Here is a 14834-nt window from a genome sequence, read left to right on the forward strand (position 1 = left end):
AGGAGAAGGGTATGTTTAAGAAAAAAATAGCATTATTAAGTTTAGTATCAATTATTTCAAATTTTTCATTGTTTACAACAAATGTTTTAGCATATGAAATAAAAGAAAATTCAAAAAAAATTGCATCAACTGAAGTAATTAAAAAAGATAGTTCGAAAAATAAAAAAACAAGTAAAGCTAAAAAAGTTATTACTGTAGCTCAAAATGGAAATACCCATGCAAAGGCAAGAGATAATTTAAAAATGACTTATTTTGGTACAGATTATCAATCTACAGGAATAGTTGCAAAGCCAGGAGAAGAATTTGTTGTGTATGTGCAAGCTGAGGAAAATGTACCACTACCAACAATTGCATTTAGTCAACATGAAGGATTTTATTCAAATTGGGTGAGATGGTATCAATTAAAGCCAGGTAAAAATGTTATAACAGTACCAGAAATTTATAGCAACTCATGGGAAAAGAAAACAGCAAAAGGTGGAGCTGTATATCTGCTAAATAGATATACAAAAGAAGAACAAGGCAAAGCTCCAGTTGTAACTATTGAAGGTGGAGAAACTTTTCCTTTATATAATGAAGGTGACGATAAAGAACAATTCTTAAAAGAATTAAAAGAATATAAGAAAAAATTAGATGAAGACCCAGAAAATACAGTAGATTTATTTGAGTTTAATACAAATAGAATACTTTACACAGGAACAACATCATCAGCATATAAAGTATATGTAGAAGAAGGGGTGGATATAGAGAAAAGTACAAATAATTTAAATAGCCAAATTCAAGAAGCTTTTGATTTTTCGGGATTAAAAGATGATATATCAGACCCATCAAATGACTCTACAAATATAAAAACAACAATAAGACTTATGCAACCATATGGATTAGCATATGCTTATGTTGATCATGTGGGTATACAAAGAGATTATGAAACATCGATGCTTAAAACAGATAAATCAAGTCTTGGGTCTGTACTATGGGCGACTGTTCATGAAGTTGGTCACCAAATGGACATAGATGCTAGAGCATGGCCAGAGATAACAAATAATATGTGGGCAAACAATGCTCATATAAAACAAGGTTTTGATGATAGAGTTAATTATACTTACATATATAAATATTTAGCTCCAGAAAAATCTCTAAGAGGATTTGAAGAAATGGACTACTTCCAAAAGTTAGGGATGTTTTGGCAATTACAATTAAAAAAAGATACTTATTGGGCTGAATTAGAATCTTTATATAGAAAAAGAAAACCTAGTCCAAATAATTATCAACAGAAAAAAGATATACTTGCAACTTATTCTTCAGAAGTATTAAATATTAATTTAACTTATTACTTTGAAAAATACGGATTTGATTTATCAGATGAATGTAAAGAAAAATTAAAAAAATATCCAACATCAAATGAAAAATTATGGTATTTAAATAGTAGTGTAATGAATTATGAAGGGCAAGGATTTGATAACGTAGATACAAACTTAGATGTAACATTATCAAAATCAAAATCTAATATAAAGCTAACTATGAATATAAATAAATCTATTAAAAATGATTTACTTGGTTATGAAATAATAAAAGATGGAAAAGTAATTGGGTTTACAACAGAAAGCTCTTATACAGATAATGAAGCAAATGATAATAGTAAATATGAAGTAGTTCCTTATGCAAAAAATTTAACAACGGGAAGAAATGTTGAAATAAGTTCATCAACACCAAATATAAGTTTACAACAAGAAAAAGTAACTTTAAAAATTGGAGAAGATTTTAATGCCAAAGATTATGTAAAAGGCTTTACTTATTTTGGTGATGATATTACTTCAAAAATAGAAGTTGATAGTAATGTAAATACTAACGAATGTGGAACTTATACAGTAAAATATACATTAACTAATGAAAATACTACTAAACAAAAAAGTATGGAAGTTGAAGTGGTAAGTGATTATGACTACTTATCAGATCTTTCATGGGAAAGTATAAAAACAGATTGGGGAACTCCAAGAAAAAACGGAAATATTCAAGGTATGACTCATGGGCAAGTCACTAAGTTTAAAAAGGGTATAGGAATACATGCTAATGGAAAAATAACGTATGACTTATCTGACAAAGATTATGATAAATTTGAGGCTTTAGTTGGTATAGATACATCTATAGGTCAAAATGAACATTCAAGTTTAAAATTTAAAATATTAGCAGATGGAAAAACTATCGCATCTACAAATATGATGAATTATGAAGATAATTTAGCTTATATAAATGTGGATGTAGCTGGAGTTAAAGAATTAGTAATTGAAGTTAATGATGGTGGCAATGGAAATACATGTGATCACAGTATAATAGTTAATCCTAAGTTAACAACAAATAATGGTAAGCCTAAATTTAAAGGTGATGATAAAATAGCATTTAATATAAATGACAAAATAGACTTACTTAAAGGAATAAGTGTAACAGATGCTGAAGATGGTGACTTAACCTCAAATATAAAAATGGAAACAGATTATATTGAAGGAAGTACAGGAATATTTAATGTAAATTGCTCTGTAATAGATAAAGATAAAAATAAATCAACATTTACAAGAACAGTAGTAGTTTCTGAAAAAGAGACATATTTATCTGACTTAAACTGGGAATACGGAACGATTGGTTCAGGATATATAGGAAAAGATAAATCTGTAAGAGAAGAAACTATACAACTTTTAAATGAAAATGGAACATATGAAAAATTTAAAAAAGGTATAGGAACTCATGCTTATTCAGAAATAGTTTATGACTCAAGCGGATATGATGTATTTGATACTTGGGTTGGACTTGATAAATTTGTATCAAATCAAAATGCATCGAGTGTTATATTTAAAGTTTATGTAGATGGCGAACTTAAAGCACAAACAGATGTGATGAAATCAAATTCACCAAAAGAACGCTTAATAGTAGATGTTAGAAATTCTAAGAAAGTAAAATTGGTAGTGGAAGAAGCTGACAACGGAGATACTTGGGACCATGCTGATTGGGCAGATGCTAAATTTAGAACATTTTCAAAATTTGATTCAACAGAATTAGAAAATACTTTAGTTGAAATAAAAGATAAAAATCTTAAACTAAGTATACAGCAAGAACTTGGTTTACCAGGAGAGATAAGATTAGGAGATATGAAAGATCTTGTTTCATTAAGTGTTAAAAATGTTAAAAGTTTAGACGGACTACAATATGCTATTAATTTGAAGTCATTAAATATAGAAAATAATGAAATTAAAGATTTATCACCATTAAAGAACCTAAAGAAACTTACAAATTTAAAAGCCAATCCTCAAATGATATACGAAGATTTGGTCTTAGCAAAAGATAAAAATGTATCTGTTGATTATAACATCTTAAATAGAAACGGAGACAAATTAACTCCAACATCTATATCTATAAAGGATAACAGAACTTGGGAATATACAAATTTAAATGTTAAAGACTGTATAGATGAAGATGGAAAAATATCATTTAGTACAGAAAACTTTTACTCAGGAATACATACTGTTTATCTTACATATGAAGATAAAGTTGATAACTATACAACAAATATTACATTTATAGTTGATACTAGAGAAAGATAATTGAAGTAAAGATTTTATTTAAAAACATAGAGAACAATTCTTTTATAGGAATTTGTATAACTCTATGTTTTTTATTATAAACAAAATAAATTTCATTTTATAAAGATAGATATTTAATTTCATATGGGTTTCATATTAAAATATTAGTATTTTTATAGATAAAATATTGATATTAAGGAGATTGATTATGAAAAGGAGTAAATTAGTAAAAAAATTAACTGTAGTAGCACTAACAATGGTGGCAATAGCTTCATTAGCAGTAGGATGTACAAGTTCAAAGGAAGGGAGTACAAATACAGCAAACTCGAATAGTAAGTTATTTAAAGAAATGAAAACAGAAGACATTAATGGAAATAAGGTAGATAGTTCTATATTCTCAAAATATAAACTTACAGTAGTTAATGTATGGAATACAGGTTGTACTCCATGTGTTGGCGAAATACCAACTTTAGACAAGCTAAATAAAGAATATGAGAAAAAAGGTGTTTCAATAAAAGGTCTATTATTAGAATCAGGAGTTGGATTAAATGATGAAGAGAAAAAAACAGTTGAAGATATATTAAAGAAAGCAAAATCAACTTATCAACAACTGACTGTATCAGAAGATATGTTACAAGATAAAACTTTAATTTTACAATCTTTCCCTACAACATTCTTTGTAGATAAAGATGGAAATATAGTTGATAGCATAGAAGGCTCTAATGATTATGATGGATGGAAGGCAAAAATAGATGAAGTTTTAGAAAAGGTGATGACTAATGAATAAATTTATGAAAAACAAAGTTGGAATAACTTTAATGGCTATAGGGCTATTATCTATGTCTGTTGGAGTTTTCAGACAAGAACATAAAACTGTAGCTAAAAAGTCTAATATTATATGTCTTGAATGCATTGGAATTGGTTAGGTGATTTATATGGATTTAGTAAAAAAGATAAAATCTAACTTAAGATTGACTGTTCAAATTGTATTTACAGCCTTAACTAATGGATATTTTTTAGGCTTTGCAAAGGGAAAGATATATCAAGGGGATAGTAAGCAACTATGTGTACCTGGGCTGAATTGTTATTCATGCCCAGGAGCTGTAGGTTCTTGTCCGATAGGATCTTTACAAGCTGTATTAGGAAGTAGAAATTTTAAATTTTCATTTTATATAATTGGTTTTCTTATGATGATTGGTGCTTTTATAGGAAGATTTGTATGTGGGTGGTTATGTCCGTTTGGATTAGTACAAGACTTACTTTATAAAATTCCTGGAATTAAAAAAATCAAAAAAGTGATTTTTGACAAGCAATTGAGATATCTTAAATATATTATATTAGTAGTATTTGTAATTATAATGCCATTAACGTTAACTAATTATGCAGGAGATGGAAATCCATGGTTTTGTAAATTAATATGTCCTTCTGGAACATTTTTTGCGGGTATTCCTCTTGTATCAATGAATAGTTCACTTAGAAGAATAATAGGTCCATTATTTACTTGGAAAGTATTTATATTAGTTTCAACTGTTATTTTATCAATAAAAATATACAGGCCATTTTGTAAATATTTATGTCCTTTAGGTGGTATATATGGATTATTCAATAATTACTCACTTTATAAATATGAAGTGGACTATGACAAATGCACAAAATGTGGTTTATGTGAGAAAAAGTGCGATATGAATGTGGCTGCATATAAAACACCCAATAGTGCTGAATGTATAAGATGTGGAAAATGTATAGAAGTATGTCCTAAAAAAGCTATAAGTACTACATTTTCTAAATCACAAAAACCTAATTGTAATTCAAATTGTAAATTAAATTGTTCTGGATGCAAATAAAAATATTTAATATAATTGATAAATTATAGTATACTAAGAAAAAATATAAAAATAAAGAGGTCGGTAAAAGTGAGTATAAATATATTAATTATAGAAGATGAAGTAGATATAAGAGAAGGCATAAGTGAGTATTTATCAGAAGTTGGGTATGAAGTTAAGGTAGCATCTGATGGACAAGAAGGGATTGATTTATTTAGGCAAAATAAATTTGATTTAGTGTTATTAGATATAATGCTTCCAAAAATAAATGGTTTTGGAGTCTTAAGTCAAATAAGAGAAACTAGTAATGTACCTGTAATTATGTTAACTGCAATGAATGATGATTATAGTCAGATTATGAGTTTTAATGAAAAAGCTGATGATTACATAACTAAACCTTTTTCTGTAGTAATACTTCACAAAAGAATAGAAGCATTATTGAGAAGAATTCAAGGTAAAGAAAATACAAATAAATGGCTTTATAAAGATGTAGAGGTAGATTTTTTAGGATTTTCAGCAAAAAAACAAGGAAAAACTGTTGATCTGAAACCTAAGGAAATTAAATTATTAGAATTGTTGCTAAAATATAAAAATCAAGTACTAACTAGAAGTCAAATGCTAGATAATTTATGGGATGTTGAGGAAACCCCACTTGATCGGGTGATTGATGTATATATTAAAAATATTAGAAAAAAATTAGGTATAGACTGTATTATAACTGTAAAAGGTATCGGCTATAAGTTTGAGGAAAAGCTATGAAGAAGCTAAAGTTATTTCAAAAAACTTATTTATTTACTATGGCATTGATGGGAGTAATGATTATTATCTCCCATACTTTGTTATACATGCTTTTACCTACTTTTTACATTAATAAAAAACAACAAGATTTAAGCGACATTAGTACTCAATTAATACAACAATTAGAGTCAAATAATAAAGATATGAGCAGTAAAATAGCCAAAGATTTTTCTAATAAATATGGCATTAATATAGCTTTGAATATAAAAAATAAAAATTATGTATTTGAAGGAATTAAGCAATATGATATTTATATAAAACCAGAATCCTTAGACAGTGAATCACTAATAATCAATAACAATGTTGAATTTAAAGATAGTGAAAATTCTTCTGAATCAATAGAAAATAAAGAAGGTTATTTTAAAGTTAAAAATTCTTCTTTATTCTATAAAAAAAATATTAAGACTTTAGATGGAACAAGTGGTTCAGTAAAAATTGTGATGGATTTACAATCTTTTAAAGAAGCTAGAAGTGTTGTGTTCATGCTACTACCATATTCTATAGGCATAAGTTTAATTATTTCTCTTTTTGCATCGTATATATATGCAAAAAAAATTACGAAGCCAATAAAAGAAATATGTAATGTGACAAAAGATATGAAAATTTTAAAAGAAGATGCTTACTGTGACATAAATACGGGAGATGAAATAGAACTTTTATCTCATAATATAAATAGTTTATATAATACACTATTAGATACAATTGATTCTTTAAAAACAGAAATTGAAAATGTAAGTAAATCAGAAAAAAGTAAGGTTGATTTTTTAAGAAGTGCATCTCATGAACTAAAAACTCCTCTTATGAGTATTCATATAATGTTGGAAAATATGATTTTAAATATAGGGAAGTATAAAAATCATGATATATATTTGCCTAAATGTAAAGAGTCTGTACTTGATCTTAGCAATATGGTACAAGAAATACTTGATACATCTAGATTGAACACATGGAATAATAATAAAGAATATGAAGTTGTAAATTTAAAAAATTTATTAGAAAATATGATTGAACCTTATAAAATTATAGCGAAATCAAAACATATTAATATGAATATAGATTACTCTAACTCGTTAATTATAAATACTGATAAAATTTTATTAAATAAGGTTTTATCAAATATTATATCAAATGCAGTAAATTACACAGATGAGGGTAAATATATAAATATATATTTTGAAAATAATTCATTAATTATAGAAAATGAATGTGAGCCGATTTCAAAAAATCACTTAGAACACATATTTGATGCTTTTTATAGAGCTGAATTTGATAGAAATAAAAATAGTGGTGGAAATGGATTAGGTCTTTATATTGTCAAACAGATATTAAATTCATTAGATATAAATTATTCATTTGATTCTATGGAAAATGGTATGAAATTTAAAATAACTTTTAAGAATGAGGAGCTTATATAAAGTTATGAAAATCTCAAATTATGGAATATATATATTATATAATAAAACTATTTAATTCGACATATAACTATAAAAAACGACGAAAAATAATAAAAAATAGTACAAAAAATAATAGATTATGAGAATAATGATGAAATTATATGAGAATAATGATGAAATTATAGTCCAGATAGATTGTAAAGGACAATATGTAGAAGATGTTGATTTTAATAAATATAGAGATTTAAAAAATGTAACGTATCTTAATTTAAGGGACAATTTCATAAAAAATAGAAATAACCAATAGCCATTGGTTATTTTTTTATGGACAAAAAAGTACCTTTTTTTGTACGTGATTTGAAAACTGAAAGAAAGTACAATGATTATAGAAAGTTAAGAAAAAGCAAATTATACACATTCTATAAAGAATGAAAACCTATAAAGCTAAATCAATATAGGTGAAATTTTAGAACATTGAAAATTAAATATAGAAGGAGATTACTATGAAGTATGTAGCAGTTGATATTGAAACTAATCATTTAAATTTTAGAAAAGGTGATATTAAGTTAATCTCAATTTATAGTGATGGAGGGTACTCAGATACGTATGAAGATATTTTAGTCATAAAGGATATTTTAGAGAATGATAATATCATTAAAATATTTCATAATGCAATATTTGATGTTGTTTGGTTAAAACATAATGGTATTAATGTAAGAAATTATGTAGATACAATGTTAATGGCTCAAATATTACAATATGAAGATGTTAGTCTAAAATACCTTACTAAAGAGTTATTTAATGTAGACTTAGATAAAAATCTTCAAAGTTGTGAGAATTGGCAATCAGAAGAATTAACAGAGGCTCATAAACAATACTGTTTAGAAGATTCAAAGCATACATATTACTTATATGAAGTACTTATGGATGAAATAGTAGCTGAGGATTTACAAGATGTTTTTGATAGAGAGATGGACACTATACCAGCTATGGTTGAATTAAAATTAAATGGTATAAGACTAGATATGAAAGGGTGGGCTAATGAGGTTAAAAATTTAGAATCAAAAGCTAATGATGTTGGTAAAGCTTTTAAAGATAAAATTGGAGATGATAATATAAATTTAGAATCACCAAAACAAATAATAGAAGCTTTCCAGAAAAATGGAATACCTATAAAAAGCACTGCTGATGAAGTTTTAGCTCAATTTGAAGATGATTACGATGAGGTCAAATTATTACGTAAATATAGAAAACTTCAAAAGAATATATCTACTTTCGGTTATAAAATATCTGAATATTTAGATAATTATGGAGTCATAAGACCTGATTGGAAGCAAATAGGAGCTATAAGTGGTAGAATGTCTTGTTCTAAACCTGCATTGCAAGGTGTTCCTAGAGTGATGAAACCATATTTTAAAGCTAGAGAAGGAAAAACATTTATTATTGCTGATTACAGTCAAGTTGAATTAAGGGTATTGGCAGAGGTATCTAAAGATAGAACTATGATAGAAGCATTTAATAATGATAAAGATCTACATTCAATTACTGCATCTAAAGTTTTTAATAAACCAATCAATGAGGTGAATGATTTAGAAAGGCGAGTGGGGAAATCTTTAAATTTTGGAATCATATATGGAATAACTGAGAATGGTATTCGAAATCAAATAAGAAAAACTACTGGTGAGGAAATAAGTATACAAGATGCTTCGGCATATAGATTAAATTTTTTTGAAGCTTATAGAGATGTATACATATTACAAGATATATTGTTGAGGTCACAGAAAATAAAAAGTTTAGGAGGAAGAAGATGGCTTAATGAATTAAAAGCAAATCAAAAATTAAACTACTGTATTCAAGGTACAGGAGCAGATATATTAAAAGAGTCTTTGATAGAGTTTTTAAGAAATAGGAATGAACATTGGATGCTATGTGCAGTTGTACATGACGAAATAGTAATTGAAGTACCAGAATGTGAAGTTAAGGAAGCTTTAGATACATTAAAATTTAGTATGGAAAGTGGTATGGGTAAATTTGTTAAATCTGTACCATGTAAAGTCGATATAAATATAAGTAAAGTATGGGATAAATAGGAGAAGATAGATATGTTATTTAAAAAAGATAATCTTATGGTAAGTATAAAAAATAATAGTATAGAGGTGAAAGAAGGAAATTATCATGGAAGGATTATAGGTGTAGATATAAAAGTAGATCAACCTACCCAATATGGATTTAAAGATATATTACAACTTGAAGTAGAAGTAGATACTGGTGTAACAGAAATTACAAAAAATACTTCTTATTATATATCTGATAAAGAGGGAACAAGGTTTTCTAAATTCCTAGATGATATGAAAATAGATAGACAGTTAGATGTGTTTGATGTAGATGAATTGCTTAATATGAAGGTAGAAGTAATAATAAAGAATAATAAAGTTGCTGACAAGATATACACAAATATAGATAGAATAATCGCAATATAAATAAGGAGAATTTAATATGAAATTAACTATTAATGAATTTGCATTATCTTATATTAATTCAAAGTATAACCTAAAAGAAAGTAAATATAAAGAAAAATTACTTTCAGAGGATAAGGAAGGAGTTGTATTTTTTAGCCCTAAAAAGTTTGTTAAAATACTTAAGTTTACTTGTACCATAATATGTTATAAAGAAGATTACTTAGTATACAACTATAAAACAGGTTTATTTGATAAATTATCAAGACAAGAGTTAATAAGATTAATAAAGTATATCTTAGATACTATAGATATAAGTTTTTGGTCAATTAAGGATGAGTGTAAGATATTAGCATTAATAGATAGAGATTACGATATATTGAAAGAGTTACCACATTATCCTAAATACGTATTCTTTAAGAATGGTGTTTATAATATATCTACTAAAGAATTAGAAGACTATAATCCTAGGTTAGTTGTAACTAATAATATATCTAATAACTATAATAAAAATGCTGAATGTCCTTTATTTTTGAAGTTTATTAATGAATGTATGTGTGGAGATGAGGAACTTATCAAGTGTATTCAAGAAATAATGGGTTATACATTAGTAGATACAAGTAAAGCACAAAAGTTATTTTTATTCTATGGTATAGGAAGTAATGGTAAAAGTGTATTATGTGATTTAATCATACATATGTTAGGTAGAGATAACACATCATCAATATCTCTTAATCAATTTAAGAAAGATTTTACAGCATCATGCATTGTTGGTAAGAAAGCAAATATATCATCAGAAAATGAAGCTAATTTTGAAACAGAAAAACTCAAGGCTATATCTAGTGGAGATACTATTACAATTGATGTTAAATATAAGGATCCTTATGAGTATAGATCTACTTGCAAATTAATATTTGCAAGTAATACTCTACCTAATACATTAGATAATACACATGGATTTTATAGAAGATTATTAATAATACCATTTAATAGAGTTATTAATGATAGTGAAAAAGATGTTTATTTATTTGATAAACTAGCAGATGAAATTGAAGGTATTATAGTATGGGCATTAGAAGGATTACATAGATTAATTGAAAATAATTATAAATTCACTGAATCAGAAGCTACTAAGTCTTTACTATTATCCTATAGAGAAAATCAAGACCCAGTATATTTGTTTTTTAAAGAAAAGCTTAAACATGAAATAAATAATAAGATTGATAAGAAAGATTTAATAAGTACATATATAGAGTGGATTAAGGAGAATAGTATTGATTCGAATGGTACTGAGAGTACATCTAAATTTTGGAAAGAGTTAAAACGAGTGTCATTGTTAGAGGGAATTAAAATAGAAGAAGTGAAATCTAGGAATTGTAGGTTTATTAGACATCTAGGATGGGTGGTATAAATGGCAATAGGGGCAGCTACTATAAAAGTTTTAATTAATTTGATTAATAATAATTTTTTATTATACATGCCACACTAGCCACTATTGCCACTATGGAGTATAAAAATTAAATAGTTTTAGTTAATGATGATAAATACAGGTATTTAAGTTAAGTATAAGTACAGCTATATAGTATCAATTGATTATCAATTGATACTTAAATGATAAAAGATATAAAGGATGGTATATAAAAATGAAAAATAAAATAAATGGAATATTAGAAAATGCACTAAGAGAAGGAAAGAATATAAAGTTAAGTTCGAATGATTATAAAGAATTAATTAAATATCTTAATCCTATAGCAAAGAAATTTGTAAGAATGCTATGTGATCAAGGACACATAAAATCAGACATAGTAAATATAGTAGGAAGTAAATTTATGGGATTAAGAGCTAATTTTAAATTAGAGAAGGGTACTCTTAAAGATTTAGCTCAAGTAGATAATATTATATCTAAATTAAGAATAAAGCCTAAATTAATATCAATAAATGGGAATGATATAGATTTATTCTTCCAGCCTAATCAAGTGATAAATCTCAAATCAAATAATGATTATATAGATTTAGTGTTCAGTTTTATAGATTATATAAGTGAATATAAAGATCTTGGAATTAAGTTTATAGGTTGGAATTTAGAAAATCATCAGTTGATATCGAATATACATAATAATGATAGTAATAATAGCTTTACTGAAGAATTATTTAATTGGTCAGAGTGTGATATTTATGATTGGAGTGAACAATTAATAGGAATTTAATCAGATAAATTAGGATAGATTCAATTTAGTTGATGAATTTATCCTAATCCAATTTTGAATTTATAGATTTTATAGATAGATATTATATTATTGAGGAGAATTATATATGGAGAATACATTTACAGTAAAAATAGATAGAAAAGATTTATATGTAAGAAAGTATGAGAATAAAAAATATAAGGGGAATAGCAATCAGAGAATACATATTAAAGGTAGTTTAGTAGAAGTGTTTTCTAAGATGATTAATAAATAAGAATAAAATTAGTAACTAAGTAAGATATTGGAGGATATTAATATGAAAAAAGCGGTAGTATATGCAAGATTCAGTTCAGAAAATCAGAGAGATGAATCAATTGATGCACAAGTGAGAGCTATTAAAGAATATTGTGAGAAAAATAATATACAAATAGTCAAAATATTTGCAGATAGGGCTAAATCAGCTACATCTGCCAATAGACCAGAGTTTCAAGATATGATTAAATTTTGTGAGAATGATACAACAGGGATATCTATGGTTATTGTACATAAATTAGATAGATTTTCTAGAGATAAGTATGATTCAGCAATGTATAAACAGAAATTAAAGATAAAAGGAATAAGGGTAGTAAGTGTACTAGAAAATCTTGATGATAGTCCTGAGAGTCTTATATTAGAATCAGTTATTGAAGGTATGGCTCAATATTATTCAGCTAATTTAGCAAGGGAAGTTATGAAAGGTTTAAAAGAATCTGCACTTAAAAATCAGACACATTTAGGAGGAACACCACCACTAGGATATGATGTTGCACCAGATAAGACTTATATTATAAATGAAGAGGAAGCAGAAGCAGTAAAAATAATATTTAATAGATATGTAAATGGATATTCTTATAGTCAAATAATAGATGAGTTAAATGAACTTGGTTATCGTACCAAAAGAGAAAATCGAAAATTTAGTAAGAATAGTTTATATAGCATATTAAGTAATGAAAAATATACTGGAGTTTATATATTCAATAAGACACAAAGAAAAGGTGTGAATGGAAAAAGAAATGGTCACAAACAAAAGAGTGAGGAAGAAATAATTAAAGTTGAAGGGGGTATGCCACAAATCATAGATAAGGAAGTATTTGAACAAGCACAAGAAATGATGAAAAAAAGAAAGAGAGCTCCAGGAGCAAATAAAGCAAGTACATTCTATCTATTAACTGGTTTAGTACGTTGTGGAGAATGTGGACATATGTATCAAGGTAATAAGAGGTATGATTCTTATAAAAATGTATACATATCATATAGATGTGGATGTAGGAAGCAAAAGAGAGGCTGTGATAATAAAGAGATAAGAAGAGATGAGTTAGAAGAGTTTGTGTTAACAGAACTAGAAAAACATGTATTAAATGATGATGCAATACCAGCTTTAAGTAAGGAATTAAATAAGAAGTTACAAGATAAGAATAAAAGTAATGAAGAAATGCTAGATAGTCTTAAGAATAAACTTACAAAAGTTAATAAGGAAATAGAAAATATATTAAATGCTATTATGAGTGGAATAGTAAATAATATGTTGAAGGATAAGTTAGATGAACTAGAACAAGTTAAGTTGAACTTAGATCTTAAGATAAATGAGTTATCTATAGAAAGAGCAGATGGTGAAGAGGTACTTATAACAGAAGAACAAATTAGAAATATGTTTGGTAGGTTTAAAGAGTTTGTACTAACTAGAAATTTACCAGAGTGTAAGAAATTCATAGGAGATTATGTGAAAGAAGTATTAGTATATAAAGACCACGTTGAAGTGATATTCAACGTGGTCTTTTCTTTCGTAGATAATGAAATAAGTCATGATTTAAGAATTATAAGTATAAGAAATTAATAAAATTAATTGAAAATGATTAGATAAAGATAGCAAGTTAATAATTCGTAGTAATATGACTATCAACATAATTAATATACATAAATAAATGTAAATTGATAGTAAATATTTATTGTAGTATAATTTAGGTATAATTAATAACTATATCTAAACTATACTACCGATATAGGGTGGTGTAATTATGAATAAAGTTATATATTTAAATAACTATAAGAAGAAGGGGATTATTATGAGTGAAGAAAGAGTAAATTAAATTTACTTAAATACATATTATTCTTTGCTAATAAATCTAAGAAAAATCTATATAAAACTAAATTAAATAAGTTATTATTTTATACGCAATTTATATATTATAAGAAGTATAAGGAAAGATTATTGATAGATGACTTTATATGTGATTTTTATGGTCCAGCTATAGAAAACATAGATAGTTACTTGATAGAATTTGAGAGTAAGAAATTTATTAGATTATTACATAGCCAATTTGGAAATATTATAATGCCAGAAGTTGTTTTAAATGATGAATCATATGAAGAAAAAGAGCTAGATATATTATATAGTGTTCTTAAAAAATTTGATAAATTTACATCAGCTCAAATATCTGAGTACTCCCACAATGAATCACTTTGGTCAGAAGATCATATAAAAGAAGTTATTGATATAGAAAGAGCAGAGGAACTGAAAAATATATAACACTTTAATATGGGGGAGTATATATTTTTTATATACTATATT

General features: G+C 26.3%; 14 protein-coding genes. All 14 read left to right on the forward strand.

The window, feature by feature from the left end; genetic code table 11:
• Positions 1 to 11 precede the first annotated feature (11 nt).
• The 14 genes from QX51_RS07495 to QX51_RS07545 all read left to right on the forward strand — a co-directional run bounded on the left by QX51_RS07495 (position 12) and on the right by QX51_RS07545 (position 14792).
• Entirely contained in the window at positions 12 to 3590 is a 3579-nt protein-coding gene (locus QX51_RS07495) for an NPCBM/NEW2 domain-containing protein (RefSeq protein ID WP_052232945.1), read from the forward strand.
• 187 nt (positions 3591 to 3777) lie between these two features.
• Positions 3778 to 4356 carry a TlpA family protein disulfide reductase gene (locus QX51_RS07500; RefSeq protein WP_052232946.1) on the forward strand — a complete coding sequence of 193 codons (579 nt, stop codon included), beginning with the start codon at positions 3778 to 3780 and terminating at the stop codon, positions 4354 to 4356.
• A complete protein-coding gene (locus tag QX51_RS20900; protein WP_195906803.1) occupies positions 4349 to 4495 on the forward strand; it encodes a CD1871A family CXXC motif-containing protein in 147 nt (48 codons plus the stop codon). The genes QX51_RS07500 and QX51_RS20900 overlap by 8 nt, the downstream gene beginning before the upstream one ends.
• Before the next feature lie 9 nt (positions 4496 to 4504).
• Positions 4505 to 5413, forward strand: a complete 909-nt coding sequence (locus QX51_RS07505) for a 4Fe-4S binding protein (protein WP_039679277.1) — start codon at positions 4505 to 4507, stop codon at positions 5411 to 5413.
• Positions 5414 to 5482: 69 nt separating this feature from the next.
• On the forward strand, positions 5483 to 6151 hold the full coding sequence (locus tag QX51_RS07510; protein ID WP_039679278.1) for a response regulator transcription factor: 669 nt from the start codon (positions 5483 to 5485) through the stop codon (positions 6149 to 6151).
• The gene (locus tag QX51_RS07515; RefSeq protein WP_039679279.1) at positions 6148 to 7605 is read left to right on the forward strand and encodes a HAMP domain-containing sensor histidine kinase; all 1458 of its coding nucleotides are present in this window, start codon (positions 6148 to 6150) and stop codon (positions 7603 to 7605) included. The genes QX51_RS07510 and QX51_RS07515 overlap by 4 nt, the downstream gene beginning before the upstream one ends.
• Positions 7606 to 7723: 118 nt before the next feature.
• The gene (locus QX51_RS20630) at positions 7724 to 7891 is read left to right on the forward strand and encodes a hypothetical protein (RefSeq protein ID WP_161791914.1); all 168 of its coding nucleotides are present in this window, start codon (positions 7724 to 7726) and stop codon (positions 7889 to 7891) included.
• A gap of 196 nt (positions 7892 to 8087) precedes the next feature.
• Positions 8088 to 9674, forward strand: a complete 1587-nt coding sequence (locus QX51_RS07520; RefSeq protein WP_039679280.1) for a DNA polymerase — start codon at positions 8088 to 8090, stop codon at positions 9672 to 9674.
• A 12-nt stretch (positions 9675 to 9686) separates the two neighbouring features.
• The gene (locus QX51_RS07525) at positions 9687 to 10064 is read left to right on the forward strand and encodes a hypothetical protein (RefSeq protein ID WP_039679281.1); all 378 of its coding nucleotides are present in this window, start codon (positions 9687 to 9689) and stop codon (positions 10062 to 10064) included.
• Positions 10065 to 10080: 16 nt separating this feature from the next.
• The gene (locus tag QX51_RS07530) at positions 10081 to 11451 is read left to right on the forward strand and encodes a phage/plasmid primase, P4 family (protein WP_039679282.1); all 1371 of its coding nucleotides are present in this window, start codon (positions 10081 to 10083) and stop codon (positions 11449 to 11451) included.
• A gap of 232 nt (positions 11452 to 11683) precedes the next feature.
• Positions 11684 to 12247, forward strand: a complete 564-nt coding sequence (locus QX51_RS07535; protein ID WP_039679283.1) for a hypothetical protein — start codon at positions 11684 to 11686, stop codon at positions 12245 to 12247.
• A gap of 106 nt (positions 12248 to 12353) precedes the next feature.
• Positions 12354 to 12500 (forward strand): hypothetical protein, encoded by a 147-nt coding sequence (locus QX51_RS20635; RefSeq protein WP_161791915.1) that lies wholly within the window; start codon positions 12354 to 12356, stop codon positions 12498 to 12500.
• A gap of 42 nt (positions 12501 to 12542) precedes the next feature.
• Positions 12543 to 14099: a recombinase family protein gene (locus QX51_RS07540; RefSeq protein WP_052232947.1), complete on the forward strand. Its 1557-nt coding sequence runs from the start codon at positions 12543 to 12545 to the stop codon at positions 14097 to 14099.
• Between the two features lie 267 nt (positions 14100 to 14366).
• A complete protein-coding gene (locus tag QX51_RS07545; RefSeq protein WP_082007812.1) occupies positions 14367 to 14792 on the forward strand; it encodes a type II toxin-antitoxin system antitoxin SocA domain-containing protein in 426 nt (141 codons plus the stop codon).
• The last annotated feature ends 42 nt before the right edge of the window (positions 14793 to 14834 follow it).

Source organism: Terrisporobacter othiniensis (assembly GCF_000808015.1).
GTDB lineage: Bacteria > Bacillota > Clostridia > Peptostreptococcales > Peptostreptococcaceae > Terrisporobacter > Terrisporobacter muris.

Excerpts from the sequence above, each read along its gene's own strand:
- QX51_RS07495 (WP_052232945.1), top strand. The coding sequence starts at position 12 with ATGTTTAAGAAAAAAATAGCATTATTAAGTTTAGTATCAATTATTTCA.
- QX51_RS07500 (WP_052232946.1), top strand. The coding sequence starts at position 3,778 with ATGAAAAGGAGTAAATTAGTAAAAAAATTAACTGTAGTAGCACTAACA.
- QX51_RS20900 (WP_195906803.1), top strand. The coding sequence starts at position 4,349 with ATGAATAAATTTATGAAAAACAAAGTTGGAATAACTTTAATGGCTATA.
- QX51_RS07505 (WP_039679277.1), top strand. The coding sequence starts at position 4,505 with ATGGATTTAGTAAAAAAGATAAAATCTAACTTAAGATTGACTGTTCAA.
- QX51_RS07515 (WP_039679279.1), top strand. The coding sequence starts at position 6,148 with ATGAAGAAGCTAAAGTTATTTCAAAAAACTTATTTATTTACTATGGCA.
- QX51_RS20630 (WP_161791914.1), top strand. The coding sequence starts at position 7,724 with ATGAGAATAATGATGAAATTATATGAGAATAATGATGAAATTATAGTC.
- QX51_RS07520 (WP_039679280.1), top strand. The coding sequence starts at position 8,088 with ATGAAGTATGTAGCAGTTGATATTGAAACTAATCATTTAAATTTTAGA.
- QX51_RS07525 (WP_039679281.1), top strand. The coding sequence starts at position 9,687 with ATGTTATTTAAAAAAGATAATCTTATGGTAAGTATAAAAAATAATAGT.
- QX51_RS07530 (WP_039679282.1), top strand. The coding sequence starts at position 10,081 with ATGAAATTAACTATTAATGAATTTGCATTATCTTATATTAATTCAAAG.
- QX51_RS07535 (WP_039679283.1), top strand. The coding sequence starts at position 11,684 with ATGAAAAATAAAATAAATGGAATATTAGAAAATGCACTAAGAGAAGGA.
- QX51_RS20635 (WP_161791915.1), top strand. The coding sequence starts at position 12,354 with ATGGAGAATACATTTACAGTAAAAATAGATAGAAAAGATTTATATGTA.
- QX51_RS07540 (WP_052232947.1), top strand. The coding sequence starts at position 12,543 with ATGAAAAAAGCGGTAGTATATGCAAGATTCAGTTCAGAAAATCAGAGA.